Source organism: Bacillus cereus group sp. BfR-BA-01347 (genome assembly GCF_022663835.1).
In the GTDB taxonomy this organism is placed as follows: Bacteria; Bacillota; Bacilli; order Bacillales; family Bacillaceae_G; genus Bacillus_A; species Bacillus_A thuringiensis_K.
This window is the reverse complement of the sequence record NZ_JAKUGG010000001.1, coordinates 205,660-231,079: the sequence shown is the minus strand read 5'-3', so window position 1 is coordinate 231,079 and position 25,420 is coordinate 205,660. Positions and strand designations below refer to the sequence as shown.

Sequence of the window (25,420 nt, the reverse complement as noted above, 5' to 3'; positions counted from 1 at the left end):
ATTCCCATTATTAGATTCGTAACGATTAGCCAAAAAGCTCCCCAATTGTATACAAGTGGGGAGCTTTCCTTCATTCCTATTATAAACCTTCTGGGTTTAAAATGAGGACCACTCGTCCATCACCGAGAATCGTCGCACCAGAGAAATAGTTAGAACTCTCTGCAAAGAAGTCACCTAATGACTTTAAGACTATTTCTCTTTGACCGATAATTGTGTTTACAATAAGTCCATAGCTGCGATGTGTGTTACGAACAATTAACACAGGAACCATTTGACCATCATATGACGCAAACGCCTCATCTACTGTTTTTTCACCAAATACAGTACTTAAATGTTTCACTTCAATAATTTGATTACGATAATTTAACACATCTTTTCCTTGTAAGGATTGGATGTCTTCTCTCTTAATTCGAATTGCTTCAACGATATTTCCAAGAGGTAAAGCATAACGCTTATCATTCGTTTGAACAAGCATAGATTGAATAATAGATAACGTTAATGGAAGTTCAATTCTAAATGTACTTCCCTTTCCTTCCTCAGAATCAATAATTAAATGCCCACCTAAACTATGAATCGTATGTTTTACAACATCTAATCCGACACCGCGTCCAGAAAGATCTGATACAACTTCAGCTGTACTAAATCCTGGTTGGAAAATAAGATCAAACACTTCACGATCTGTTAATCTATTCGCATCCGCTTCAGTTACAACGCCATTTTTAATCGCTTTTTCTAATACTTTCCCTTTATTAATACCGTTTCCATCATCCGTAATTTGAATAACGACATGATTTCCACTATGAAAGGCTTCTAATTTAATCGTACCTGTCTCATTTTTACCTGCATCACGTCGTTTTTCAACAGTTTCTACACCGTGATCGATTGCATTTCGAATTAAATGAACGAGCGGATCACCGATTTCATCAATAACAATTTTATCTACTTCAGTATCTTCACCTGTAATTTGTAAATCGATTTTTTTCCCTAAATCTTTCGCTAACATACGTACCATACGTGGGAAACGATTGAATACAGTTTCAATCGGCACCATACGCATATTTAATAGTACATTTTGAATATCTTTTGAAATATCGCCTAATCGATTTAAATGTTCAATTAGCTCCTTGTTTTGAATCGTTTGAGCCAATTCATCAATGCGCCCACGTTCAATTACACTTTCTTCAAACATATTCATTAATCTTTCGATTTTCTCTAATTGAACACGAATTGAACGATTCTCCACTTTAGCATTTTTCGTTTTTGTAGTACTTTTAGCCGGCATAGCACTTGAAGGTTGATTCGTTGCCTCTATCGGTGATTTTACTTGCGTAACCACAGCTGGTTGTAGCTTTTCTTCTACTTGCACAACTTCTTGTGTAACGACTTTTTTAGAAGCTACTTCCTTCGATATAGGTTCTCCTTGCTTTACTTCCACTTTCTCAATTTCAGAAACATGAAGTACTACTTGTTTCAATTCTTCTATACTACAATCCGTCTCCATAAATACTGTAAATTCAAATCCGAAAGCATCTGCTTCAATTTCTTCAATACTCGGAGCTGTTTTTTGTATATTCCCTACATTTTGCAATGCTTCAATACACATAATGGCACGTACTGCTTTTAAAATTGCCTGCTGTTCAACTGTTATATGCACTTCATGCGAAACTGCATCATCGTTGTCTATATGATTTTGCTCTATATGTTCCGTAGGAGTTTCTACATTGCCGTTCAATAATGCTTCTAATTTCTGTTTAGTTGAGACTACATCAATATTGCCCATTCCACCTTGTTGCACATCTGCAACCATCTTCTCCAAATTATCAATGCACTCAAAAATCACATCAATAATATCCGCATTTACAACTATATTTCCATGACGAATTTCATCTAACACATTTTCCATCTTATGCGTTAAATCAGCCATCTCCGTAAATTCCATGCTCGCAGACATACCTTTGAATGTATGAGCGGATCGGAATATTTCTCCTACAACATCCATATCAGCAGGATTTTGTTCTAACACTAGCACATTTTCATTTAGCGACTGTAAATGTTCTTCTGACTCTTCGAAAAATATATTTAATAGATCTGTTTGCATTTTTATCCCCTACCTGTCTAACAAACATTTCATTTATGTATAACAATTTAGTGTTTTACAATGAGAAAAAAGGGGGCCACACGTCGATCCGCTATCACTGTTTTGATTCCTTGTGGCACCCCTTCTATATTAACTATTTGCTACTTTTGTTAAAGCTTCAATTACACGATCCGCTTGGAATGGCTTTACAATAAAGTCTTTTGCCCCGCCCTTAATTGCATCTAATACCATACCTTGTTGTCCCATTGCAGAACAAATAACAACCTTTGCACTTGAATCAATTTTAATAATTTCTTTTAATGCTTCAAGCCCATCCATTTCTGGCATAGTAATATCTAATGTTACAATATCAGGTTGAAGTTCTTTATACTTTTGAATTGCTTCCACCCCATTCTCTGCTTCGCCGATAACTTCAAATTCAGCATTACTTTTTAATAAGTTTTTAATCATCGTTCGCATAAACATCGCATCATCTACTACTAAAATTTTATGTGCCATTCTTTTTAATTCTCTCCTTCTATGTATAAATATATCTTAATATTTCACCTTATCATTCTCACTCATTATACAAAATAAAATGATAAAATTTAATATTTTTTTAAAAGAATTTTCGTATTTTTAGTATTTTATTATTAAAATAATAATATACTACTCTTTTATATAAATAACAACGCGACGGTTTTTTTCCCAGTTTTGCGGTGAATCATTTGGTACAATTGGCTTTGTGTCTGCATATCCTACCGCAGCTAGCCTTTTATCGTCCACATTATACACTTCAATTAAATGGTGAATCATATTTGCCGCTCGTGCTGAAGATAACTCCCAGTTAGAGGGGAATTTCTCGTTATGAATAGGTCTACTATCTGTATGTCCCTCTACAACAATGGGGTTAGGTACGGATTGAAAAAATCCAACTAATTGACTTATTATCCCTTTCGCTTCGGGCTTAACGTTCGCATCGCCTGTATCAAATATTAAATTATCTACTATAACGACGCTTACCCCTGTATCCTCTCGATATACATTCACTTGACTAATACCGTTATTATCTACATACGCTTTTAACTTCTTATATAATTCATCCATTCTCTTTTTTGAAATCATTTTTTCATCATTTTTTTCATGTGAAATATCCGGTATTGTATTTTCCATTACTTTTGCATCTACTTGCCCCGTATCACTAAACTTTTCAAGCATCTTTGACAATTTTACTGCATCTTGCTTTGATGTAGCAACTAGTAATACAAAGAAAGTTAATAATAACATCGTTAAATCTGTAAAAGTCGTCATCCAACGAGGCGATCCCTTTTGCGGTCCTTTACTCATCATACCACTCCTTGAAATATTAGGCTGCTCCTTTTACCTTTTTTACCTTTGTTTCGTATACATATGTATCCAGTTTCAACTTTAATTTGGAAGGGATTTGTCCACGATACAATTCTGAAATTGCTTCTATTACAAACTTCTTCTCTGTATATAAATCTTCAATACCACGATATACTTTTTCCGCAAGAGGGATTGCAATCATATTCGCAAGTACAGACCCATATAATGTCGTTAACATCGCAACTGCCATTCCTGTACCAATTTGCGATGTATCTTGTAAGTTTTGGAGCATAATGATAAGACCGATTAACGTACCAATCATTCCCCAAGCTGGAGCAAAATCACCAATTTTATCTAATAATGCTGCTCCTTTTCTTAACTCATACACTTCCGTTTCAATATCTTTCAATAACACTTCTTTTAATTCATCTTCATCGTAACCGCTTAACATTAATCGAATTCCTTTTTGAATAAAAGGATTGTCTACCTGCTCCCCATCTACCTCTAAAGAAAGTAAGCCGTGCTTTTTAGACTTTTTCGAAAAATCGACAAACAAATCCGTTAACTGTTCTAAATCTTCTTCTCTTCTATGTAAAACAGTAAAAATGCTTTTCGTATATTTTTTTATTTCTCCAAATCGATATGCCACAACAATTGTCGCTGTAGTTCCCCCTATGACAATTAAAATAGATGAAACATCTAAAAAGTTTTTGAAAGCTTTTATTCCACCGCCGCCAAGCATAATTGCCGCTATCACTATAATGAAACCTACTATAATGCCCACTGGGCTAGAAATATCAAACTTCCTTTTTCTTCTTTGTGGTCTAGCTAATACTTGATTTTTCTCTCCCATATTTCTGCCCTTTCCTTTCCATTTTTATATAACATTTTTTTATTTTAATAATACGTTTTCACATATAACATGTATTATACGCTTATCATCTGTTTATCGCAATATACTCATGAAATTGACACATTTCATTTCTATATTAGAATTATGGTATGAATAAATGAGGAGGATGACGATGGAACACAACATTTTACAAGTCATTGCATTAGCAGAAAAACTAAAATATGAAATGCGACATAGCTGGCTTTCCAACGGGCGTCAAGAAAGTGTTGCCGAACATACATGGCGTATGTCTCTAATGGCCATTTTAGTTGAACCTTATTTGGATCAAAAAGTAAGTATTGAGAAATTACTTAAAATGGTTATTATTCACGACCTAGTCGAAGCCGAAGCTGGTGATATTCCTGCTTTTGATACAATGAATAGTCACGAATTACAGCTACAAAAACAAAAAAATGAACTAGAGGCTATTTTAAATATTAAACAAACGTTAACAGGTTCTCTCGGCGAGGAATTATATGACTTATGGATGGAGTTTGAAGCGAAAGAAACGTACGAAGCAAAAGTTGCTAATGCACTCGATAAACTTGAGGTGAAAATCCAGCATAACGAAGCTGATATTGATACGTGGCTACCAATTGAACATAAAATGACGTTCCAAGTAGCAAAGCATACAAACTTTGATTCTTTCCTATCTAAATTACAAAAAATTATTGAACAAGATGGAGAAAAGAAGTTAATTGCTGCCGGCATTGATGTTGAGGCATGCAAGCAATAATGAAATAAGACACTCAACAAGAGTGTCTTATTTCATTATTGTTGATATAGCCTGCTTATAAATAAGCTGTTGTTTTCCATCCACTAAGATTAAAACTGTAAATTTATCCACTCCAACAACTTCTCCTACTATTCTAACGCCACTCTTTAAGAAAATTGTAACTGTACCTTTTTCTTCTTTTATTTGTTTATACAATTCTTCCTGTAAATGTTCCAATTACTGTCCTCCCCTTTCTGTTAAACATCTTAATATAAAAAACTATAAATTCTTTATTTATGCACTTTGTCTTTTATATTCATAAACTTATTAATTAGTATATCTAAATCTCGGCTGAATAACAAAACTTTATCATGATCCAATCCGTGCCTCGCAACAAGTTGAATTAACTCTTTCTTTTTGTTTTCTATTTTATTTTGTAATTGTCCCATCTCCATCTCTATACTAAAACTCCCTTTTCCCATAATATTACTTGTAAAATTATAGTACATATTCTCTCATAAAAAAATAAAAAAATGGTTTTTTTTACAATTTTTTATTTTTCTATGCCTAAATTACGGATTACGTAAAGATTTATTTACAAATCACTAACATACAATCCTAATGAATCTACAGGCATTTGTCTAATTATAAATGAGACTGGCTCGTTTTCTATACAAAAAACATACTGTATATAGTAGTCCATGAACCATATAGATTAACTTACTAAAAAGGAGGAAAACATATGAGTTATGGTGGAAGTTGCGCTGGTTTCGGCGGTGGATTTGCTTTGCTTATCGTACTATTCATCCTTCTAATCATCATCGGATGTAGCTGTTGGGGTGGCGGTGGATACGGATATTAATATATCCTATCCTTGACAAATGAACGAAAAACTATAGAAAAACAGCTCATATTTGAGCTGTTTTTTTCATACTTTCGTATGAATTTATATCCCTCTTATTTGCGATTTCAACTAACAAAATATTGTTTAATATAGAATAAGAAACATTTTACTAAGGAGGATTACAATGATTAAAGGTCTTTACGAAGCACAATTACCTGTTGGACTTCCTACAGAGGAAAAAGTGTATTTAAGCGAATGGAAAAAACAAGTTCAAGCATCATCATTACATAAGGATTAATCTATTTATGTCAGTTTCTTATTCCAAACTTCTTAAAACAAATAAAAACTTCAATAAACTATTTTATGGGCAAACATTAAGTGTACTTGGGGATTGGTTCCATACGGTAGCTTTATTAACATTTGTCTACAGCATAACGGAATCGCCGTTTATGATCGCACTTACTTTTATAAGTAAAAGTTTACCACAGCTTCTTCTTAGTCCATTCATAGGCGGAATTGTAGATCGTTTCTCTAAAAAGAATATTATGATTTTTACCGATATTACACGGGGAATTCTAGTCCTTACATACTTACTCGCAGGCTATAAAATTGAGATTATTTTCATTGCTAATATATGTTTATCTGTACTTTCTTGTTCATTTGAACCGGCTAAACAAGCAACCCTAAAAAATATTGTACACCAAAATCATTTCGTAACTGCTAACTCTCTTTCTAGTACAATTAATGGTTTTATGTCTATTATGGGAGCTTCTTTGGGCGGAGTAATTGCACAATCTTTACATATTGAGTTCGCTTTTTTAGTAAATAGCCTATCATACTTTATTTCAGCCTATTTTATTTATAATATGAGTATTCCTGCTCATGATACTTGTAACAAGAACAAAACATTTTTCACTGATATAAAAGGTGGTTATACATACATATTACAAACAAAAATCATTTTAACATTAATTCTTGTCGGCATTTCATGGGGAATTATTGGAGGCGCTTATCAACTACTTCTAACGATCTATGCCCAAAAAATTTTCCATACGAACATTGGGATTTTATATACGGTTCAAGGGGCTGGGCTTATGATAGGAAGCCTTCTCGTTAATCTTTATATATCCCATAATAAAGAAAAAATGAAAAAAGTATTCGGTTGGGCCTACTTACTACAAGGAATTTTCTTTCTCGGATTCATTCTATCCGATCAACTTATTATCGGTATCATTACTTTATTCTGTATGCGCATAGCAGGAGGAATCATCGTTCCACTTGATACGACATTACTTCAAACTTATACACACGAAAATATGATAGGTAAAGTTTTTTCATTCCATTATTCCATTTACGGATCTCTTATTCAGTTATCGATGTTTTTTACAGGAGGACTGTTAGAAATTCTTTCTCCTCAAATGATTGGCAGTTTATTAGCTACATGCTGTATTTTTGTAAGTTTTATATGGCTGTTCTTGTTTTATCGCGGGGATCTCAGTGAATAATTTAATGATAATCAATAAATTTTGATCCCATTCATTATTTGTTTCCCCATAATAAAATTGTTTAAAAATGTAAGTCGGATTTTTTAGGTAAAGAGCCTTATATGGCAACACTATTTAAGAAAAAACTAGATATTTATGTTAAAATACAAATAAGTTTGTGAAATATTGCACTTAAATAATAGACTTTAACTAGTTAAACTTGATTAAATAGGAGGGCTGTTTTGGGTATCACATTCATTTTCATATGTATTATATTAGTGGCTTCTATTCTGCAAGCAAGTACAGGTTTTGGCTTCTCCATAATGGCAACACCTTTCTTACTTATGTTATTTCTGCCACAAGAAGCTATACAAATAAACATTATTTTATCTTTAATTATCTCCATTTCACTCATTTGGAAAATAAGAATGGATGTTGATTTTGTTCTACTGAAAAGGTTTATTTTTGGAAGTATAGTTGGTGTTCCTTTTGGCATTTTAATTTTCATTTCCGTTAACATAAACACTTTTAAATTAGCAGTTAGCATCCTACTCTTACTATTAACATTGTTGCTAATATGCAACGTTAAGGTTAGATCAACACAATCTAGAGATTTCATAGTTGGCGGATTATCTGGTCTTTTAACGACAAGTATCGGTATGCCAGGTCCACCCCTGTTACTTTATTTTACAGGAACTGATACTGAAAAAGAGAAGTTAAGAGGAACTACATTAGCTTTTTATCTATTTATATATTTCATTAGCCTAGTAACTCAAATACTCTTTACTGGCACAAACAAAACCATTTGGGAATCAAGTTTTTATGCCATTCCAATTGTATTTTTAGGTTTGTTTATAGGTCAAATTATTTTCAAATGGTTTAATCAACGGATTTTTAAAATATTTACGTATATCCTTTTAAGTTGTACGGGTATGTATCTTCTTATTGAAAGTTTGCATTTATTATAGAAGTTGCTTTAGGTTATGCATTAAGAATTAGGTTTCGAATGAAATATCATGATATATTTTTAAACGTGATAACGATAAAAAGCGGCTATTATGCCGCTTTTTACATTATCAAATTGGTCGATATTAAACCAAATGACAGTAAATACATCGTTATAACAATCATCCACATATTGTTTTTCAATAGGGGTACTTAATGATTTATGAATAATGTACAAAATTAATTTTCCATATTGATCAATCACTTCTTTCAAAGCATCTTGATCATGTTTTTTCATAGCTATAATTAAATCCTCTTCAGAATTGAAAATCATAAGCATCTTCCTTCCTCAGTTCCCCTTTAGCAGCTGCTTTTACTTACTATTGGCATTTCATTCTCTTTTTCTATCACTTTTGTAAAAAATTATTAATTTTTATTTCTATGTATATGATAACAAACAAAATACCTAAGTTCAGAAAGAATAAACAACTTTCTGAACTTAGGTATTTCTCCTCCAAAAAAGGCAAACCCATACGTCAGGTTTGCCTTCTTACTCACTTCTTATTTAATCCTTTTTCACTTAAAAACTCTTTCATATGCATTCTTTTTTCTTTAGACATAAATGAACTCATGGATTCCGTCCACGTTACGCTTTTCTTATTTGATGATCTTTCTTTATAATACGCGTTCATCGTTTCATCATATTCGTTTAGTAATTCATCATATTTTTGTTCATCATATCCATTTTCATGAAGAACTGCTGCTACTGGTAAACGTGGTTTAACTCCATGTTCTTCATCTGGTACACCGACTGTCATTCCAAATACAGGATATACTTTATCCGGTAAATGAAGCAATTCGCTCACTTCTCTCGGATTATTGCGAATACCACCAATATAACAAATACCGTATCCTAATGATTCTGCCGCTAATGCTAAGTTTTGCGCAAAAAGTGAAGCATCTACCGTCGCAACGATAAAGTCTTCTACTCCCTCATGCTTTATCTCTGTACTATGTTTTTCACATGCAATTTCAAGTCGTTTTAAATCTGCACAACAAACAAAAAATGCTGCACAGTCCTTCACATGGCGATTTCCGGATAGCTCTGCTAGTTTAGCCTTTAATTGCTGATCTGTTACATATATAACAGAATACGCCTGTACAAAATGTGATGAAGCTGCATGTTGCGCAGCATGCACCATCTTTTCTACTACATCTTTCGGAATTGATTCTTCTTTATATTTACGAACTGAAACATGTTGCTCCATCTTATGTATGATCTCATTCATGAAAATCACTCCTTTTTTCTCTTCATAATGAAAAATTAACATATTTTTTTCAATTTTCACAACTTATAAGCACAAAAAGAGCAATTCTTTTTGAATTGCCCTTTTTTAAAACGTTTATCAATACGGTAAATGAAATTATACTTATCTTATTACGCCGTTTTCAAAACTTTAATACCTTTTACGATATTCCAAATGAAGTAGTAAATCCCTACAAGAATGAACACTGCATATGTGATAGCCATTCCAATTCCAGCACCGTCAGATTGATTGAACCCTAAACCGTACATGCCTGATACTGCTAGTCCTCCAAATAAGATTGCGTATGGGAAAACATGTGACCAAAATGCTTTTTTCGCGTGATACTTCACTTCATCTTCTGCAACAAAGTACACGATAATTGGTAGTAAAAATGGTGCAAAAAAGATACTAAAGTAACATAACGAAGATAAAATATTATTTCCTTTCATCCGATTCACCTCTAAATAGTTTTTGTTACCTTCATTATGTCAGGAAATCATTCTAGAAACTATCGCTTTACCTTTCACGAACGTGACATATTTGTAAGATTTTCCTCAAACTAAATCCCGCCTGAGTTTCAGACGGGATCACTTTCACTATATTCGATTCATAAACCAATACTGTGTAATTGCTAAATATTCTCGTACATTCGATGGAATGATGATTGGTTTCGGTGTTTTTGCCGGAAGACCTTCTAATTGTAAACCTTGTTTGGCCGCTATTTTTTTCGCTCTAAACATGTGAAAATCGTTTGTTACGATCATACCTTTTTTCATATCGGCTGGAATTAACGGTTTTGAGAATGTAATATTCTCATCTGTACTCGTAGATTTGTCCTCCATTATAATGCGGTCTTCTACGATGTTTTGTTTTATTAATCCTTGTTTCATTGCTAATGCTTCTGAAATGTCTTCACCTTTTCCTTGTCCTCCAGATACGATAGCGATTGTTTTCTCATGTGATTTTAAATATTCAGCTGCTTTATCAATACGATATTGCAATGAATAAGATGGTTTCGTCCCATTTACTTTCGATCCTAGTACAATTATGTAATCAGCATCGTAGGTTGCATTCATATGCCCATGCTTATAAATGTGATATTGTAAAAACCCCGCATACACGGCGCAAATCATTATAACACCTAAAATGCCCTTCATTATTTTCTTCTTTCTCATATTCATATACTCCTATTTTCTTTTACTTCCTTCATGATAATATCCATTTATTTGTTTGTATACAGACAAATTCCAATAAACCCTAATTTATCCTCTGAAAGGTAATATTTATATTACTTTCGGGAATAGTAAGTACAACTTTACACGAAGGAGTGTCTCTATTGCTTCTCTTTTTATGTAACGTGTCGTTCTTTTTCATCTTATTTTTACTATCGCTTAAGTTACTCGGTAAATCCGCGTTAGCGCAACTAACTCCTCATGATTTTGGGGCTATAATTTTTTTATCTTATTTAGCTTTCCAGGCCATACCCGTCTCTGGTGCTTTACAAGCATTTCTCGGTATGGTTGTTATCACATGTTTACATTTACTCCTTACAAAATTAAGCCTATTCAACAAACTAAATCGTTTTATTCTCGGACACCCTATCATTTTAATTAAACATGGTGATATTATTTTTGAGAACTTACAAAAAAGTAGATACCCCATTGCAGAATTGCTTTCTAATCTTCGCGTTGCAGGATATCCAAGTGTTCATGAAATTGAATACGCTATTTTAGAAGCGAACGGCGCTATTAGTATTTTACCAAAAAGAGAACTTGTACCATTAACTCCAAAAGATTTAAACATAGAAGTTAAGTATGCTGGATTACCAATTGCACTTATCGTCGATTCACAAATTCAATATGATAACTTAAAGTTAATACATAAAGATGAAAAATGGTTATATAAAGAATTAAAAGAAAAAGGAATTACAAATATTAAAAACGTTGCCTTTGCTTCTGTTCAAGAAACGGATGGATCTTTTGCGATTAGTTTAAAGGAATAAGAAAATTCCCTTAATTGCTTAAGGGGATTTTCTTCATCATATCGCTTCTTTCTCTCCTGCCATATTTAATGGCACAGGATGTTTCATACGATTCATCGTAAATACGATAACCGCTGTCATTACTTCTGCAACTGGCATAACGAGCCAAATTCCATTTATACCAAATAATTTCGGCATAATCCATAACAATGGAATAATAAATAGTAATCCTCGGCTCATTATAATAAGTACTGATTTCTTCGTTTGTCGCACTGATTGGAAGTACTCTCCATACACAATGTTATAACCTAAAAATACGTATTGGATAAAGAATAAACTAATACCTGTTAAGGTTAACTCCAATAATTCTGGAGATTGAACATCAAATAAACCAATGATATATTTCCCGAAGAATAATCCGACAATTATCGCAACGCCTCCGAGGACAACAGCAATTTTCACAGCAAACTTCAATCCTTCACGAAGTCTCTCTGATAAATTTGCCCCGTAATGGAAACTAGCAATTGGCTGTAATGCTGCTCCAACACCAAAGAATAATAGTAATGTCATTGCATGAATACTATTCACCATCGCATAGGAAGCTACTCCTACTTCTCCTGCATATTGGACAAATGCGATATTAAAACCAATCGTTACGATTGCAACCGTACTTTCTGCTGTAAAACTTGGGAAACCAATCACCATAATTTGTTTGACAGTATCCCATTCAAAATGAAATTTCGTCCACTTTAAAATACTACTTTTTCTAAAGAAATGGGTTAATAATACAAGGAAACCAATCGCTGCCGAAAGAATAGTCGCTGAGGCAGCACCTGTTACGCCCCATCCAAAGATAAAAATAAAGATATAGTCAAACACTATATTTAATACAGCCGTTACAACAAGACCAGCCATTGCTAAATTAGGATTTGCATCATTTCGTATAAATGTACTTAAAATATTTTCTAAAACGTATATCATTCCAAATGTTAATAATACGTGTAAATAGTCTAACGCATATGGTAAAATTACTTCATTTGCACCAAATAAGTATGCTAAATCTTCTATTCTCCATAAGCAAATCGCTGCTAAAACACCTACGATAACAACTGCTACCGTCATTGATTGAGTAAAAATAGATCTCGCTCTCTCTCGTTTATTTTCACCTAATGCAATGGAATATAACGTTGCCCCGCCCATTCCAATCCATAATGAAATAGAGAAGAAAATCGAAAAGGCTGGAATAGCCACGTTCACTCCTGCTAAACCGTTCGCCCCAACTCCTCTACTAATCATAACCGCATCAATTACAATATTCACTGACATTAATACCATTCCGAGGACGGCTGGTATTAAATAAGAAATAAATAAACTTTTAATTGGTTTTTCTCTTAATTTTTCTGTTGCTTCCATACTCTAATATGCTCCTTTTTTTCAACTCTCTTTTCTTAGTTTAAACCTTCAAGTAACTTTAAGGTCAATAGAGAATTAAAAAATAGGTGACTTAATTATCGCGTTTGATGCTCATTTGTAATTATACGAGTCCTATAACTTATTGCTTTGTTTTTTCATTATAGGAATTTGAATTTCTGTTACTTGCTCCTCAGGATCTTCTGTTACAGACCAATCAATCAATCCAATCTCAATCGAATCTCCATGTACTTCGTAACCTTCTTTATCAATGTATGTAAGTAACTCCTTGTACGTTGCATCTGTTTCTTCATACGGTCCATGATGATAAGAACAAGCATATAAACCTTCTTTAATTTCATCTGAAGTATGCACTTCATACGGCATATAATCCAAAAGAATAAATACACTGCTATATGCTTGAAACTCATTTTGCATTAACCCTTTTTTCGCAACAGTTACACCAATATCTCCAGAAAATAAGCTATCATCCATTTGCCTCATATTTTTTTGCAACGAATGAATGTAGTACTCAAACATATCATCCGTCGTATTCGGGGCAACCGCAATAGCTGTTATTTTTCGCTGCGGGATCTCTTTTATTACCATTTGTTCAGCTTTTGCTTTTGTTGCTTCCTTAATTAAATGAATTCTATGCTCCATTTTCGCCAAAGCATACTCAATTTCTCTTTGTTTCTTCAGCATCATCTCTTGTTGTTTTTCCAGTAAATTGAGTGCGTATGCTGGATTTCTTTCATCAATATATTTCTTAATTTCCTTTAACGGAATATTTAACTGGCGTAAAAATTTAATCGTATCTAACAGTGAAAATTGATCGATTGTATAATAACGATAATTCGTTTGAGGATCAACAATGGACGGATGAAAAATTCCTTTTTCATCATAATACCTTAATGTAGATTCTGCGATATTATGCATTTTTGCCATTTCTCCAATTGTAAAACGTTTATTTAATAACATGTTTCCTTCTCCAATTCATTAAAAATGTTGCCTTATTTCTTCTTATTATATAGCCATTCCCTTCATACCTAAATCAAATTCCATCATGAAAATCTGCTATTTTTTCATTGATTTTTAATAAATTTTATTATATATTAATTACAGGTTCAAATTACGAGTTCAAAAGAACTTGTAATCAGACCCTTTTTGTTTAATGGGTTTTACATATTTTCATTAGGCAAATTCCGAGAAATCGTATGATAAAACTAAAAATGACGAGGAGAGGATCAGATGGAATTCGAATTTTTCTTTCAAATTGCACTTATTTTATTAAGTACAAAACTTGCTGGTGATCTTAGTGTTAGATTAGGTCAACCTTCTGTGCTAGGTAAATTAATTGTCGGTATCGTTATCGGCCCAGCTATATTAGGTTGGATTGAAAATTCAGAGCTTCTAACACAATTAAGTAATGTCGGTGTTATTCTTTTAATGTTTATGGCAGGACTTGAAACAGACTTAGATGAATTAAACGCAAATCGCAATTCTTCTTTAGCAGTTGCACTCGGGGGTATCATTCTTCCATTCGTAGGTGGTTACGTTTCCGGTCTTGTTATGGGAATGGAACAAGGAAACGCTGTATTCTTAGGGTTACTTCTGTGCGCGACAAGTGTTAGTATTTCCGTTCAAACACTTCGTGATTTAGGTAAAATGAAAACACGTGAGAGTACGACGATGCTTGGAGCCGCTGTATTTGATGATATTCTTGTTGTTATTTTATTAGCATTCGCAATGAGCTTCTTAGGCACTGATGATGTTAACTTAACAATGATTATCTTGAAGAAAGTAGTATTCTTCGCTTCTATTATTTTAATTGGATGGAAAGGTGTACCAGCGATCATGCGTTGGTTATCACCACTACGCGTATCTGAGTCTATCGTGAGCGCAGCTCTTATCATCTGTTTCTCATTCGCATATTTCGGCGAATTATTAGGAATTGCTGGTATTATTGGTGCTTTCGCTGCTGGTATTGCAATTTCTCAAACAAACTACAAACATGAAGTAGAAAAGAAAGTAGAACCAATTGCTTACGCTATGTTCGTTCCAGTATTCTTCGTTAGTATCGGTATGAATATTACATTTGACGGTATTGGCAATCAAATTTGGTTCATCCTAGCATTAACAGCAATCGCTGTATTAACAAAACTAATTGGTTGTGGTGTTGGTGCACGCATGACTGGATTTGATGCAAAGTCTTCTGCAATTATCGGTTCTGGTATGGTTTCTCGTGGTGAAGTTGCACTTATCATCGCAGGAACAGGACTCTCTTCAGGTCTATTAGCACAAGATTACTTTACAGCAATCGTTATTGTCGTTATTTTAACTACAATGATTACACCACCAATGTTAAAATACACTTTTGGTGCTAAAGATAAAGCAATGAATGAAAGCAAGTAAATAAGTTTACTATAATAAAAGGAGATTGCTATCTTATAAAATAGCAATCTCCTTTTTGTTTTATCTTTAAACAATCTCGTGCTTTTTTAACCATTTTTCAAAAATAGTTCGAGCTTCTTCATCATCGATATCATTACTAAATGAATACACCTTAATGCCATAATCATCTATATATTCGCCTAGTTTCATTTCCTCCACTTTCTTATAAAAACCGTCTGCCTCATAGTGCGGAATATAAGCATCCCAAACTGGTTCATTTATTCTTTTGTACGCTGTCACTTCCAAATCATATCCATCTTCATAATATCCGATGTGATAATGTTGACTAGGATCATATTTCTCCATAAAAAACTCCTCCTACTAAACAAAAGCGAGCTGTAATCTACAGCTCGCTTCATTCATTAAATGCGTTCCATCGCTGTCTTCAACGTTCCAACAACAAAAGCGATTTCTTCACTCGAAATAACAAGCGGTGGTGCTAATGTTAAGACGTTATTGTATCCTGCTGTTGTCATACCGTTTCGCCCTATAATTAACCCTTTTTCTTTACAAGCATTTACAACACTTGCAATTTTGTCATTATCAATTGGCTCTTTCGTCTCTTTATCATTTACTAGCTCAATTCCAACTAGTAAACCTTTTCCTCTAATATCCCCAACAAGTGGATGCTCTCCAATTTCTTCTTTTAATTGCTCTAATAAAAGCGAGCCCATTTGTGCAGAGCGCTCAACTAAATTTTCATTTTCCATAATTTCTAAGTTTTTAAGTGCTAATGCACAAGCCGCTGGATTTCCACCAAATGTATTAATATGACGGAAGAATTCATATTCTCCCTTCCCTTTAAATGCTTCATATATTTCTTTTTTCACAGCTGTTGCTGATAACGGTAAATATGCGCTCGTAATCCCTTTTGCCATCGTAATGATATCTGGCTTCACATCATAATTCATAAATCCAAATGCTTTTCCTGTACGTCCGAAACCACAAATCACTTCATCGCTTATGAGCAAGGCACCGTGTTTTTGACACGTCTCATGAACAGCTTTCATATAGTCTTGTGGTGGCATTAAAATGCCTCCACCCGTAATAATTGGTTCCATAATAAAAGCTGCAATTGTTTCACTTAATTCCCATGTCATAACGCGATCTACTTCTTTCACACATTCTACATCATAAATGTTCTCTCTTTCTATTCCAGGCATACGATAGCAATCTGGCGGCGTTACATGTAAAAAGCCTGAAGCAAATGGCTCATATTGATATCTACGCTGTGCTTGTCCCGTCGCTGCCATCGTTGCCATTGTATTTCCATGATACCCGCGGTAACGTGACATAAATTTATAACGATGTGCTTCACCTTTTTGCGCATAGTATTGCCTTGCTATTTTAAAAGCTGTTTCGTTCGCTTCCGAACCACTATTAGAGAAGAAAATAACATACTCTCCTCCAAGCCACTCATTTAATTTTTCTGCAAGCTTTATAGCCGGTTCATGCGATTGTGACATCGGAAAGTATGATAATGTTTGTAATTGCTTATAAGCTGCCTCTGCGAGCTCTTTTCTGCCGTATCCACTATTCACACACCAAAGACCACTCATACCATCTAAATATCTTTTCCCTTGTATATCTTCAACCCAGCACCCTTCTGCTTTTGCCCCTACCATTGTATTATTTGGACTAAAGGGACGCATTCCGTGCCAAACATATTGCTCATCTTTTGCTAATAATTCATCAGTCTGTTTCGTTTTCATCATTTCTTCCACCTTCCATAACAACTTATTTTTCACAAAAGCTGCGCTGGTGCCATGATGATTTAAATTTCTCCCTGCTTATTTTCATTCCACAAAATTAAGATAAATCCTACTTACAAAGCAGTATTATTTACAATAAAATGACAAAAGAAAAAGGAGCTTTTCTTATTATCGAAAAGCCCCTCTTTTTTAATGTGAAGACGCATCACTAATACCATGACCAGTATTAGATTTCACAAGAATTTCATCAAACTTCGCCGCATCTTCTTTCTTACTAGATAAAATGGTCCCTAAATACGCTGCAAGGAATCCGAGCGGGATCGAAATAATTCCAGGTGTCGTATATGGGAATATCGCTTCTCCAACAAATATAGCTTTTCCAGCTACAGGATTCCAAACATTCGGACTTAACGCTACGAGAACAATAGCTGATACGAGACCAACAATCATACCAGAGATGGCACCCGCTGTATTGAAACGCTTCCAATATATTGTGAATAATATAACTGGTAAGTTTGCACTCGCTGCAACTGCAAATGCTAATGAAACTAAAAATGCTACGTTCAATGTTTGAGCAAATAACGCTAGTATAATGGATAATACCGCTACTCCAATAGACGCATAGCGAGCCATTGAAACTTGCTCTTTTTCCGTTGATTTCCCCTTGCGAATAATTTCATTATAAAAATCATGTGCAAAGGCTGACGCTGCTGTTAATACAAGGCCTGCCACTACAGCTAAAATCGTTGCAAAAGCAATGGCTGATACGAAAGCAAATAAGAAATCTCCACCTAACGCTTTCGCTAATAAAGGTGCTGCCATATTACCAGCAGGATTTGCTTTAATAATTGCCTCATTCCCTACAAATGCCGCTGCCCCAAATCCTAAGAAAATTGTCATAATATAAAATGCGCCAATTAACCACGTCGCGTATACTACAGATTGACGTGCTGTTTTTGCATCACGAACTGTAAAGAAGCGAACAAGAATATGTGGTAATCCAGCTGTACCAAGAACTAGTCCTAAATTTAAAGATAGCGTATCAAGGCCATCTTTATACTTTACTCCTGGGTTTAAAAACGAGTCTTTTAACGGTGTAGCTGTCTTCATTTGTGCGAACATTTCAGTCACACTAAAATTAAATTTTGCGAAAACGATAACAGAAATAATAAATGTACCAGCCATAAGTAATACAGCCTTTACAATTTGAACCCAGCTCGTCGCAGTCATTCCGCCAAAAATAACGTACACTGTCATTAATGTACCAACGATTAAAACAGATGTCGTATATTCGATTCCTAATAATAATTTAATAAGTGCACCAGCCCCAACTAATTGTGCAATCATATAAAAAATCGAAATCGTCATCGTATTAAGCGCTGCAACTCCGCGAACTTTTTTCGCATCAAAACGCGCTGCAATCATATCTGCTAACGTGTACTTTCCTAAATTTCGAAGCGGCTCTGCAACTAAGTATAATACAACTAAGTATGCAACTAAAAAACCGATGCTATAAAAGAACCCATCAAACCCAGTTAACGCGATCGCCCCAGCTATACCAAGAAAGGACGCAGCAGACATATAATCTCCCGCAATAGCCAGACCATTTTGCCAACCAGTTAATCCCCCTCCAGCCGTATAAAACTCACTCGCATTTTTCGTTTTCTTCGATGCAAAATAAGTTATGACGAGTGTACCAAGTACGATGATTAAAAATAGTGCAAAAGCGGTTACATTCAAAGTCATCCCCTCCCTTTTTGCATATCTTGCAGAATGTTTTGTGAGATTTTATCAAAGGATTCCGCTTTTTTGCTGTAAATCATACATAATGACCACGTCATAATAAATTGAGCAAATGCAAATACCCATGCCCACGTAACATCACCGAATGCCGGTGTATTGAGTACCTTTGAATACGATGTTAATATAGGTAACGCAATAAAAAAACTTAAAAAGAAAATACTCATTGGAACGATGAACTTCTTTTTCGTATTTAATAGCAATTGAAATTCTTCTGACTGAACAACCTCTGTATAATTCACCTCATTTTGCAACTTACGTGCTGACGTATCATCTCGTTTCATTAACCGATCCCCTCTCTTACTTGAAATGCACTTCCCCCTTGCATACCTAAAGTCTAAATTTTATAAATATTCAGAAACTTATACTTATTGTAGACAATCCGTGCATTCATGCAAAGATTTTTTGATAGACATTTTTCGGCAATTTCCCCTAAATTTTTAATATACTTTTTCAACATAAAGTGACACCTTACTTATTTTTTCCTCATTAAGACAAAAGCAGTGCTTAACGCACTACTTTTGTCTTTTTTTCCTTTTCTAAATTACGAGCTGTTTCGCTTAACTCAACCTCTTTTCCGTCTTTAAGTGTTCCAAATATAAAATCGAATACTGGATTTGAAACACCGAACCAAAACTTTTCGTTTTTATAATGGTGTAATATATGTTGTTTTTTTAACCATCTTCCAAACTTAGTGACGGGACGAATCGGTCTATGGGCAATATAATGTTTCCATTCGTAAACGAGTAGCATAATAATCATTCCGATTCCAAATGAAAGTGTAATAGTAACACTTTTTGTAATACCATATGCTATAAGCAAATATATAGTAAAACTAGGTATACTAAACCAAACAGGTAAAAACAAAAGTTTTAAATCATCTGGATATACGTGGTGATCATAATGCAATCTTCTTAACATTTTTAATAGAAATGTGTTTTTAGGTGGCTTTATATGGAATAAAAAACGATGTGTCATATATTCATTAAGTGTATAGAAAGCAATCCCAACCATACATGCTAACATACCAAACCACGTAAAAAATTGCATTTTTAAAATAATAATGAAAATAAATAGAATGCTATACATAATAACGATATCATGTTGTAAAAAGAACTCTTTCCCCACTTTCTTCATCTTGTTTCCCCCTTTTCCAAAAAAACAGCCGCAACATATCGTTACGACTATTTCTTTTCTATTCTTATTCTATTCACTTTACAAATTTGCCTGCTGTTCTATTGTCGAGAAAAAATTGTTTGGTCCAAATATATTTTGCTTCGGAATAATATGTTCCACTGCAAACACTGTTACTTCTCCTCTTTGCACTTCTCCAATAATAAGCCCCAATATTTCATGATTTACTGCAAACGTCGGTTGCTTTGTTTGTAACAATCTTGCTGCATTATGAAATACCGTTTCATATAGTGGATCTCTATCAGTAATTTCTTTTCGGATTTTTGGCGCTAACGTAATTATAATTTCTTTTCCTTCAATAGTGGTTCGATACATAAAAATCTCCCCTTCAATCTTATGTGAACAACTGTAAAGCTTTGTATGCAAAATGTATAGAGTAACATACTAAAATAATACCTGCTCCGGCTGTTATGTAGCCAAGCGCTTTTGGTTTTAATAAAGTTCTTCCAAAATGTACAGAAAAAGCAATATTTAAATTCCATAAAATAATACCAGCAATAATGCAAAGACTGTATAAAAAAGCTTCTTGTTTCGTTACCTTCGTAAGTAATGAGCTAAGTGTACTTCCGTATATACCAAACCAAAAAACAAGATTTAATGGATTGGATATCGCAATTAAAAATCCTGCCATAAACGATTGCTTAAGGCCATCTACCTCTTCTTTTTTATATTCCATATTCGAGTGGAAAATTCCTTGTTTTACACTTTGAAATCCTAAATAAAATAACAAGAAAAAACCCGTGCAATACATGAAGGCTTGTACATATGTATACATAAACACAGAAGATAAACCGAAATAAATGAGAAGCATAAATAAAACATCTGCAGTCATTCCGCCAATTCCAACAACCCAAGCGTGCCAAAACCCACGTTCGATTCCTCGTTTTAACATTTCAATATTAATTGGCCCTACTGGCGCAGCCAATGATATACCTAATACGATTTGCTGTATAATTGCTCCAAACATCGCTCTATCCTTTCTACTCTCTTTACTACTAGTTAATGATGTAATTAAAAAAATAGACTAGCTTTCATAATAAAATACCCTTTTTTATCCAAAATATACAAAAGAACCATCTAGGTGATGGCTCTTACTTTTCTATCCTATGAAGAAAAGGACATTTCCCTTTTATTAGCTCTACATCGTCTCCTATGAAATATTGTTTCCATTCGCGATGCTCTGGGTCACCATAATGACTAATGTTAGGATGTTTCGGCAATTGATCCCACTTTTCAACTCGCTCACGGACCATTTGTCTTGAATATGCTCCTTTAGGATGATCTCCCTCTAATCCATCAAAAATAGTGCGTGGCTGAAACCCAATAACGAGTGAATTCCCTAAATATCTAGTTTTTCGTTTTTTATAAGCTGGCGCATTTCCAAATGCGAATATTGGCTCACCACCAAATGAAAATTCCCATAAATAATGGTCTGGATCTTCAGGAATTTGCTTTGGCCATGCTTGATTATCGTTTTCATGTAAATACTGTAACACTTTCCAAAAGGAATCACGGTAATATTCGAGTGATTGTTCTTCACATTCCGGTTCTACAAAAAGGAAAAAGCCCCTTCTTACAATCGGCCTCTCTTTCATTAACTCTAAAAAAGATAACATTGTATGTGGCAAATGACTCCAATCATTATGAGAAAGAAATGAATAACGAAGTTCATTCTTTTTCAAAGCTGTTAAACCGAAATAACATGGAAAAGTTGGTTCTAACACGACACTTGAAAAAATCTCAAATTCTTTTGCAACCCAATCCGGTATGTCGGTTCTCGTTCTCATTCCTTCATTGTCTAATAAGTAAAACTTATTCATTCTTTCACCTCATTATGTATAGCATTCAATTAAGAATATTACATACTCGGTCTGTCCTATACCTATTTAAAAATTTGACTGAAAAATTATTTAAAAATACAAAAAAATAAAATCGCTTACTTGACTAAATTCTCCCAATTCGTGTATATTTAAATTAATCATTTAGCAGAATATTCAAGAATATAGCATTTTTAGTTTATATTATTTTTTTAAATGAATTTCACTAAATGAAAATAGTAAACGCTTTTAGGAGGAATTGTAACATGCAAGGAAAAGTAAAATGGTTTAACAACGAAAAAGGTTTTGGATTTATCGAAATGGAAGGCGCTGACGATGTATTCGTACATTTCTCTGCTATCCAAGGCGACGGCTACAAAGCTTTAGAAGAAGGTCAAGAAGTATCTTTCGATATCACTGAAGGAAACCGCGGACCTCAAGCTGCTAACGTAGTAAAACTTTAATCTAACATATGACAGGAGGTTACCTAACTTGGTAACCTCCTTTGTTATTCCTTTGTTATTCCTTTGTATATTTCCGTTTTCCAGAGCAAAAACTATGTGAAATGCGCAATATACAAAGGAGGAATTAGCAATGGGATCAGAAGTAAATGATTTTGAAGAAGTAAAATTCCGTGTAGAAACAGCACAAAAAATGGTAGGATCAGCAACAATTTCAATGGATCCAGATACATTAGAGCATGCTACTACTGCTGTAGAAGCCGCTCGCTCTCAGCTTGAAATTATGAAGTCTGTTGCAACAGATTTAGATGAGCCGTTTCTGATGAATGAGGAAAAAAAATTAAGTCAATGCGAGCATCAATTAAATGAAGCGAAGCACTAAAAAACATCCAGAGAATTTTCTCTGGATGTTTTTTCATGACAGCTGTTCTCCATACTTTTTCAACGTTTCTCCAACTGTACATTGCCTGATACAAAATGAATGAGCGTAATACTTACTATTCGTCTTTCGATTATGTTCTCGCAAAAAACACCCTTCACAATACGTTTCTAATAAGTCATTTACCTCTGTAATGAGTTGCTTTTTATCCACCTTTGCACCTCTCTATTCGGTTATTTCTTTATGACTATCAATAACTGTTCCTTCTAATGCTTGCGTAGCTAATTGATGTGCTTCTTTATTTTGTTTTCTAGATATCGGCTCACATACAAGTTTTAATTTCATTTGCTTCGCCTTTTGTTCAATTTGATCTAAATAATGATTTAAATGTTCATCATAACAAGGCCATTCTCCAGCCAATTGCTGCAGTACCACTTGTGAGTCTCCGCGAAGTGTAACTGCTTCATACTTAATCCCTAGTTCCTCGAGTATATTCATACCGTATAATAATGATGCATATTCCGCTTCATTATTATCATATATACCTTCTATATATGCATTGCGGCGAATGCGGTAGTTTGTATTTCCTTTTTTATAATACACACATATACCAACGCCAGCCTCTTTCGTTTGCACATCATACCCCCCATCAAAATAAACGAGTATTTCTTGGGGCTCTTCCTCTACTTGCTTACTTAACTTTTTCATCTCTTTTAATGACCATTCTGCATCCATTTCATCATAAAATGAAAATTCTTTTACTCTTCCTGTTTTCTCAAAATCCTCTGCAAATTGAAGTACTTCTTCTATGTTCATATACTCTGTTGTTAATTCCGTCTGCAATCCGCGCTTCGTTTTATACAACCAATGAATTTTATATTTCATACTACATTCCCCTTATGTAAGACTTCTTATTTATCCGGCTAATTGAAGCCTCACTTTATTTTATTATATTTTATCAAGAGTCACAGTATTATATTCAATATAATCACATACAAAAAGAGCCACTCTATATAAGGAATGGCTCTTTCATCTATTACATAAATCTTTCAAATTGTACTCGCTTATTAATCCAGTACATTACAGGCATACCAATCGCCATGACAACAAATTCACCGATTGCACATGTTAACCAAGACAACATAAATGGTAAACCCAATGCAAGATGAAGTTCAATTGCAATCATAAACATTGTAATCGTAAAGATAACTGTATTAAAAATCATACGAGCCCAAACACCTTTAATAAATCGCATAGAAATAATCGTTGCAACTAATGCAAGAATAGATTGACCTACTCCAAATACTAAATCATAAGCGATCATAGGTGAGAAAAAGAGATTCGTTAAAAATACACCTAATACAATTCCGTAAATTGCTTTCTTGTTAAATACAACGAGATGATTAAACATCTCTGAAATACGAAACTGTACATTCGTAAAGCCAAATGGCTGAATAAGCATAGAAACAGCAATATATAATGCCGCTAAAATACCATTACCGACTAATGCTCTAATATTCATGACAAAATCTCCTTAGTTTTTTTACGTGGGATGGTTTCGAACCACGTTATTCGTTTTTTAAGCAACAAGATTATATTTTACGTGGTAGCCCCTCTTTCGTCAATAGATTCCTATCGTGAACTACCTTTTTTCTTTTAGACAACGTATAATGAAACATATGAAAGATTTAGGAGGTTTCACTTCATGACAGCAACAATTCAAAATGAAAAAGTGATCGTTTCCATTTCTGACAAAGGTGCAGAATTACAGAGCGTTCGCTTAAAAGAAGACAACATAGAATATTTATGGCAAGGTGATTCTACTTATTGGGGGCGCCGCGCACCAATTTTATTCCCAATTGTCGGTCGATTAGTAGATAATACATACTACGTAGACGGTAAACCATATTCATTAACACAACACGGTTTCGCTCGTAATCTTACTTTCTCTGTGAAAGAACAAAGCGAAACAAAGATCACTTATATCGTTACTAGTAATGAAGAAACATTAAAAAAATACCCATACGAATTCGAATTACTCGTTTCTTATGAGCTAGATGGACAAAGTGTTCATGTAACATACGAAGTAAACAATCCTACTTCAAAAGAGATGTTCTTCTCAATCGGAGCACACCCTGGATTCAACTTGCCTTTATTGGACGGTGAATCATTTACAGATTATCACTTATCGTTTAATGGTTCGGAACACTTAGAAACCAGTGTATTAGAAGGACCTTATCTTTCAAACAAAAAGCAATTAATCGCTGAAAATACAAATGAATTGCCACTTACATATGATTTATTCAAAAATGATGCGCTTATTTTTGAACATATGAATACGAATGAAATTTCGATTCGTTCTCATAAACATAATAAATTTGTAAAAGTAGAATTTGATGGATTCCCATTTGTCGGCGTATGGACACCAGGGGATAATGCACCTTTCTTATGTATTGAACCTTGGTACGGAATTGCCGATGAAGTAACTCCAGCAAAAGATTTCAAGGAAAAAAAAGGAATTCAATCTTTACAAGCGAATGAAACATTTACATGTCGTTATAGCATTACAATCGGCTAATTACTCTATCCCCTACTTCAAAG

At 34.0% G+C, this 25,420-nt stretch carries 32 protein-coding genes and 1 riboswitch; of the genes, 9 read left to right on the top strand and 23 right to left on the bottom strand.

Going from position 1 to position 25,420, the window contains the following annotated elements:
• Positions 1-79: 79 nt before the first annotated feature.
• From MR143_RS01195 to MR143_RS01180, 4 genes are all read right to left on the bottom strand, one after another.
• On the bottom strand, positions 80-2,098 hold the full coding sequence (locus MR143_RS01195) for a chemotaxis protein CheA (protein WP_001192624.1): 2,019 nt from the start codon (positions 2,096-2,098) through the stop codon (positions 80-82).
• Between the two features lie 129 nt (positions 2,099-2,227).
• Complete coding sequence (locus MR143_RS01190; protein ID WP_000940568.1) at positions 2,228-2,596, bottom strand: response regulator; 369 nt, start codon at positions 2,594-2,596, stop codon at positions 2,228-2,230.
• 150 nt (positions 2,597-2,746) lie between these two features.
• The gene (locus MR143_RS01185; RefSeq protein ID WP_000033627.1) at positions 2,747-3,424 is read right to left on the bottom strand and encodes an OmpA family protein; all 678 of its coding nucleotides are present in this window, start codon (positions 3,422-3,424) and stop codon (positions 2,747-2,749) included.
• A 19-nt stretch (positions 3,425-3,443) separates the two neighbouring features.
• A complete protein-coding gene (locus tag MR143_RS01180) occupies positions 3,444-4,277 on the bottom strand; it encodes a flagellar motor protein MotP (RefSeq protein ID WP_000504191.1) in 834 nt (277 codons plus the stop codon).
• Between the two features lie 172 nt (positions 4,278-4,449).
• On the opposite strand from MR143_RS01180, the gene MR143_RS01175 reads away from it, so the two are divergent.
• Positions 4,450-5,052 (top strand): HD domain-containing protein, encoded by a 603-nt coding sequence (locus MR143_RS01175; RefSeq protein WP_000400780.1) that lies wholly within the window; start codon positions 4,450-4,452, stop codon positions 5,050-5,052.
• 27 nt (positions 5,053-5,079) lie between these two features.
• Here MR143_RS01175 and hfq read toward each other — a convergent pair whose 3' ends face one another.
• Positions 5,080-5,268, bottom strand: coding sequence for an RNA chaperone Hfq (gene hfq / locus MR143_RS01170; RefSeq protein ID WP_000400665.1), 189 nt, complete (start codon positions 5,266-5,268; stop codon positions 5,080-5,082).
• A 53-nt stretch (positions 5,269-5,321) separates the two neighbouring features.
• Positions 5,322-5,540 carry an aspartyl-phosphate phosphatase Spo0E family protein gene (locus tag MR143_RS01165; protein WP_000291691.1) on the bottom strand — a complete coding sequence of 73 codons (219 nt, stop codon included), beginning with the start codon at positions 5,538-5,540 and terminating at the stop codon, positions 5,322-5,324.
• A 233-nt stretch (positions 5,541-5,773) separates the two neighbouring features.
• Between MR143_RS01165 and MR143_RS01160 the strand changes: the two genes are divergently transcribed.
• From MR143_RS01160 to MR143_RS01150, 3 genes are all read left to right on the top strand, one after another.
• The gene (locus tag MR143_RS01160) at positions 5,774-5,893 is read left to right on the top strand and encodes a YjcZ family sporulation protein (RefSeq protein ID WP_000120179.1); all 120 of its coding nucleotides are present in this window, start codon (positions 5,774-5,776) and stop codon (positions 5,891-5,893) included.
• A gap of 287 nt (positions 5,894-6,180) precedes the next feature.
• Positions 6,181-7,380: an MFS transporter gene (locus MR143_RS01155; RefSeq protein WP_000117051.1), complete on the top strand. Its 1,200-nt coding sequence runs from the start codon at positions 6,181-6,183 to the stop codon at positions 7,378-7,380.
• A 221-nt stretch (positions 7,381-7,601) separates the two neighbouring features.
• The gene (locus MR143_RS01150) at positions 7,602-8,327 is read left to right on the top strand and encodes a sulfite exporter TauE/SafE family protein (protein WP_000513084.1); all 726 of its coding nucleotides are present in this window, start codon (positions 7,602-7,604) and stop codon (positions 8,325-8,327) included.
• Between the two features lie 59 nt (positions 8,328-8,386).
• On the opposite strand, the gene MR143_RS01145 is transcribed toward MR143_RS01150, so the two are convergent.
• The 4 genes from MR143_RS01145 to MR143_RS01130 form a co-directional block, all read right to left on the bottom strand.
• Positions 8,387-8,638: a hypothetical protein gene (locus tag MR143_RS01145; RefSeq protein WP_003300677.1), complete on the bottom strand. Its 252-nt coding sequence runs from the start codon at positions 8,636-8,638 to the stop codon at positions 8,387-8,389.
• 220 nt (positions 8,639-8,858) lie between these two features.
• A complete protein-coding gene (gene nfsA / locus MR143_RS01140) occupies positions 8,859-9,593 on the bottom strand; it encodes an oxygen-insensitive NADPH nitroreductase (protein ID WP_001002397.1) in 735 nt (244 codons plus the stop codon).
• A gap of 149 nt (positions 9,594-9,742) precedes the next feature.
• On the bottom strand, positions 9,743-10,060 hold the full coding sequence (locus MR143_RS01135; RefSeq protein WP_000678055.1) for a magnetosome magnetite crystal formation protein family: 318 nt from the start codon (positions 10,058-10,060) through the stop codon (positions 9,743-9,745).
• 147 nt (positions 10,061-10,207) lie between these two features.
• Positions 10,208-10,786: a YdcF family protein gene (locus MR143_RS01130; RefSeq protein WP_001227672.1), complete on the bottom strand. Its 579-nt coding sequence runs from the start codon at positions 10,784-10,786 to the stop codon at positions 10,208-10,210.
• Positions 10,787-10,947: 161 nt separating this feature from the next.
• Here MR143_RS01130 and MR143_RS01125 point away from each other — a divergent pair, with 161 nt between their 5' ends.
• Positions 10,948-11,613, top strand: coding sequence for a DUF421 domain-containing protein (locus MR143_RS01125; RefSeq protein ID WP_000923924.1), 666 nt, complete (start codon positions 10,948-10,950; stop codon positions 11,611-11,613).
• A 36-nt stretch (positions 11,614-11,649) separates the two neighbouring features.
• On the opposite strand, the gene MR143_RS01120 is transcribed toward MR143_RS01125, so the two are convergent.
• Together MR143_RS01120 and MR143_RS01115 are read right to left on the bottom strand one after the other, a co-directional pair.
• Positions 11,650-13,005 (bottom strand): MATE family efflux transporter, encoded by a 1,356-nt coding sequence (locus MR143_RS01120; RefSeq protein WP_242280592.1) that lies wholly within the window; start codon positions 13,003-13,005, stop codon positions 11,650-11,652.
• Between the two features lie 132 nt (positions 13,006-13,137).
• Positions 13,138-13,983, bottom strand: coding sequence for a MerR family transcriptional regulator (locus MR143_RS01115; RefSeq protein WP_000925915.1), 846 nt, complete (start codon positions 13,981-13,983; stop codon positions 13,138-13,140).
• A gap of 270 nt (positions 13,984-14,253) precedes the next feature.
• Between MR143_RS01115 and MR143_RS01110 the strand changes: the two genes are divergently transcribed.
• Positions 14,254-15,417, top strand: a complete 1,164-nt coding sequence (locus MR143_RS01110) for a cation:proton antiporter (protein ID WP_000393873.1) — start codon at positions 14,254-14,256, stop codon at positions 15,415-15,417.
• Positions 15,418-15,483: 66 nt separating this feature from the next.
• Here MR143_RS01110 and MR143_RS01105 read toward each other — a convergent pair whose 3' ends face one another.
• The 8 genes from MR143_RS01105 to MR143_RS01070 form a co-directional block, all read right to left on the bottom strand.
• Positions 15,484-15,762 carry a DUF3986 family protein gene (locus tag MR143_RS01105; protein ID WP_000417077.1) on the bottom strand — a complete coding sequence of 93 codons (279 nt, stop codon included), beginning with the start codon at positions 15,760-15,762 and terminating at the stop codon, positions 15,484-15,486.
• Positions 15,763-15,818: 56 nt separating this feature from the next.
• Complete coding sequence (locus tag MR143_RS01100) at positions 15,819-17,168, bottom strand: aspartate aminotransferase family protein (protein WP_000850944.1); 1,350 nt, start codon at positions 17,166-17,168, stop codon at positions 15,819-15,821.
• Between the two features lie 189 nt (positions 17,169-17,357).
• Complete coding sequence (locus MR143_RS01095; RefSeq protein ID WP_001103249.1) at positions 17,358-18,908, bottom strand: solute symporter family protein; 1,551 nt, start codon at positions 18,906-18,908, stop codon at positions 17,358-17,360.
• A gap of 2 nt (positions 18,909-18,910) precedes the next feature.
• A complete protein-coding gene (locus MR143_RS01090) occupies positions 18,911-19,252 on the bottom strand; it encodes a DUF485 domain-containing protein (protein WP_000817376.1) in 342 nt (113 codons plus the stop codon).
• A 223-nt stretch (positions 19,253-19,475) separates the two neighbouring features.
• Positions 19,476-20,105 (bottom strand): sterol desaturase family protein, encoded by a 630-nt coding sequence (locus MR143_RS01085; protein WP_000755399.1) that lies wholly within the window; start codon positions 20,103-20,105, stop codon positions 19,476-19,478.
• A 78-nt stretch (positions 20,106-20,183) separates the two neighbouring features.
• A complete protein-coding gene (locus MR143_RS01080) occupies positions 20,184-20,477 on the bottom strand; it encodes a hypothetical protein (protein ID WP_000286382.1) in 294 nt (97 codons plus the stop codon).
• A gap of 19 nt (positions 20,478-20,496) precedes the next feature.
• Entirely contained in the window at positions 20,497-21,129 is a 633-nt protein-coding gene (locus tag MR143_RS01075; protein WP_000466564.1) for a LysE family transporter, read from the bottom strand.
• A 124-nt stretch (positions 21,130-21,253) separates the two neighbouring features.
• Complete coding sequence (locus MR143_RS01070; protein ID WP_001032318.1) at positions 21,254-21,982, bottom strand: YqcI/YcgG family protein; 729 nt, start codon at positions 21,980-21,982, stop codon at positions 21,254-21,256.
• Between the two features lie 263 nt (positions 21,983-22,245).
• On the opposite strand from MR143_RS01070, the gene cspB reads away from it, so the two are divergent.
• Positions 22,246-22,443, top strand: a complete 198-nt coding sequence (cspB, locus tag MR143_RS01065; protein ID WP_001161731.1) for a cold shock-like protein CspB — start codon at positions 22,246-22,248, stop codon at positions 22,441-22,443.
• A gap of 130 nt (positions 22,444-22,573) precedes the next feature.
• Positions 22,574-22,822 carry a DUF2564 family protein gene (locus MR143_RS01060; protein WP_000534396.1) on the top strand — a complete coding sequence of 83 codons (249 nt, stop codon included), beginning with the start codon at positions 22,574-22,576 and terminating at the stop codon, positions 22,820-22,822.
• Positions 22,823-22,855: 33 nt separating this feature from the next.
• Here MR143_RS01060 and MR143_RS01055 read toward each other — a convergent pair whose 3' ends face one another.
• The 3 genes from MR143_RS01055 to MR143_RS01045 all read right to left on the bottom strand — a co-directional run bounded on the left by MR143_RS01055 (position 22,856) and on the right by MR143_RS01045 (position 24,341).
• On the bottom strand, positions 22,856-23,032 hold the full coding sequence (locus MR143_RS01055) for a zinc-finger domain-containing protein (RefSeq protein WP_000358801.1): 177 nt from the start codon (positions 23,030-23,032) through the stop codon (positions 22,856-22,858).
• 12 nt (positions 23,033-23,044) lie between these two features.
• Entirely contained in the window at positions 23,045-23,704 is a 660-nt protein-coding gene (locus tag MR143_RS01050; protein ID WP_000875552.1) for a ribonuclease H family protein, read from the bottom strand.
• A gap of 151 nt (positions 23,705-23,855) precedes the next feature.
• On the bottom strand, positions 23,856-24,341 hold the full coding sequence (locus tag MR143_RS01045; protein WP_001025904.1) for a QueT transporter family protein: 486 nt from the start codon (positions 24,339-24,341) through the stop codon (positions 23,856-23,858).
• 6 nt (positions 24,342-24,347) lie between these two features.
• A riboswitch (PreQ1 riboswitch) is annotated at positions 24,348-24,392 on the bottom strand.
• Positions 24,393-24,524: 132 nt separating this feature from the next.
• On the opposite strand from MR143_RS01045, the gene MR143_RS01040 reads away from it, so the two are divergent.
• A complete protein-coding gene (locus tag MR143_RS01040) occupies positions 24,525-25,397 on the top strand; it encodes an aldose 1-epimerase family protein (RefSeq protein ID WP_199717557.1) in 873 nt (290 codons plus the stop codon).
• The last annotated feature ends 23 nt before the right edge of the window (positions 25,398-25,420 follow it).

Bases quoted from the DNA above. Each gene is read 5' to 3' on its own strand.
- MR143_RS01195 (WP_001192624.1), bottom strand. From the start codon at position 2,098: ATGCAAACAGATCTATTAAATATATTTTTCGAAGAGTCAGAAGAACAT.
- MR143_RS01190 (WP_000940568.1), bottom strand. From the start codon at position 2,596: ATGGCACATAAAATTTTAGTAGTAGATGATGCGATGTTTATGCGAACG.
- MR143_RS01185 (WP_000033627.1), bottom strand. From the start codon at position 3,424: ATGAGTAAAGGACCGCAAAAGGGATCGCCTCGTTGGATGACGACTTTT.
- MR143_RS01180 (WP_000504191.1), bottom strand. From the start codon at position 4,277: ATGGGAGAGAAAAATCAAGTATTAGCTAGACCACAAAGAAGAAAAAGG.
- MR143_RS01175 (WP_000400780.1), top strand. From the start codon at position 4,450: ATGGAACACAACATTTTACAAGTCATTGCATTAGCAGAAAAACTAAAA.
- MR143_RS01165 (WP_000291691.1), bottom strand. From the start codon at position 5,540: ATGTACTATAATTTTACAAGTAATATTATGGGAAAAGGGAGTTTTAGT.
- MR143_RS01160 (WP_000120179.1), top strand. From the start codon at position 5,774: ATGAGTTATGGTGGAAGTTGCGCTGGTTTCGGCGGTGGATTTGCTTTG.
- MR143_RS01155 (WP_000117051.1), top strand. From the start codon at position 6,181: ATGTCAGTTTCTTATTCCAAACTTCTTAAAACAAATAAAAACTTCAAT.
- MR143_RS01145 (WP_003300677.1), bottom strand. From the start codon at position 8,638: ATGATTTTCAATTCTGAAGAGGATTTAATTATAGCTATGAAAAAACAT.
- nfsA (WP_001002397.1), bottom strand. From the start codon at position 9,593: ATGAATGAGATCATACATAAGATGGAGCAACATGTTTCAGTTCGTAAA.
- MR143_RS01135 (WP_000678055.1), bottom strand. From the start codon at position 10,060: ATGAAAGGAAATAATATTTTATCTTCGTTATGTTACTTTAGTATCTTT.
- MR143_RS01130 (WP_001227672.1), bottom strand. From the start codon at position 10,786: ATGAGAAAGAAGAAAATAATGAAGGGCATTTTAGGTGTTATAATGATT.
- MR143_RS01120 (WP_242280592.1), bottom strand. From the start codon at position 13,005: ATGGAAGCAACAGAAAAATTAAGAGAAAAACCAATTAAAAGTTTATTT.
- MR143_RS01115 (WP_000925915.1), bottom strand. From the start codon at position 13,983: ATGTTATTAAATAAACGTTTTACAATTGGAGAAATGGCAAAAATGCAT.
- MR143_RS01110 (WP_000393873.1), top strand. From the start codon at position 14,254: ATGGAATTCGAATTTTTCTTTCAAATTGCACTTATTTTATTAAGTACA.
- MR143_RS01105 (WP_000417077.1), bottom strand. From the start codon at position 15,762: ATGGAGAAATATGATCCTAGTCAACATTATCACATCGGATATTATGAA.
- MR143_RS01100 (WP_000850944.1), bottom strand. From the start codon at position 17,168: ATGAAAACGAAACAGACTGATGAATTATTAGCAAAAGATGAGCAATAT.
- MR143_RS01090 (WP_000817376.1), bottom strand. From the start codon at position 19,252: ATGAAACGAGATGATACGTCAGCACGTAAGTTGCAAAATGAGGTGAAT.
- MR143_RS01085 (WP_000755399.1), bottom strand. From the start codon at position 20,105: ATGAAGAAAGTGGGGAAAGAGTTCTTTTTACAACATGATATCGTTATT.
- MR143_RS01080 (WP_000286382.1), bottom strand. From the start codon at position 20,477: ATGTATCGAACCACTATTGAAGGAAAAGAAATTATAATTACGTTAGCG.
- MR143_RS01075 (WP_000466564.1), bottom strand. From the start codon at position 21,129: ATGTTTGGAGCAATTATACAGCAAATCGTATTAGGTATATCATTGGCT.
- MR143_RS01070 (WP_001032318.1), bottom strand. From the start codon at position 21,982: ATGAATAAGTTTTACTTATTAGACAATGAAGGAATGAGAACGAGAACC.
- cspB (WP_001161731.1), top strand. From the start codon at position 22,246: ATGCAAGGAAAAGTAAAATGGTTTAACAACGAAAAAGGTTTTGGATTT.
- MR143_RS01060 (WP_000534396.1), top strand. From the start codon at position 22,574: ATGGGATCAGAAGTAAATGATTTTGAAGAAGTAAAATTCCGTGTAGAA.
- MR143_RS01050 (WP_000875552.1), bottom strand. From the start codon at position 23,704: ATGAAATATAAAATTCATTGGTTGTATAAAACGAAGCGCGGATTGCAG.
- MR143_RS01045 (WP_001025904.1), bottom strand. From the start codon at position 24,341: ATGAATATTAGAGCATTAGTCGGTAATGGTATTTTAGCGGCATTATAT.
- MR143_RS01040 (WP_199717557.1), top strand. From the start codon at position 24,525: ATGACAGCAACAATTCAAAATGAAAAAGTGATCGTTTCCATTTCTGAC.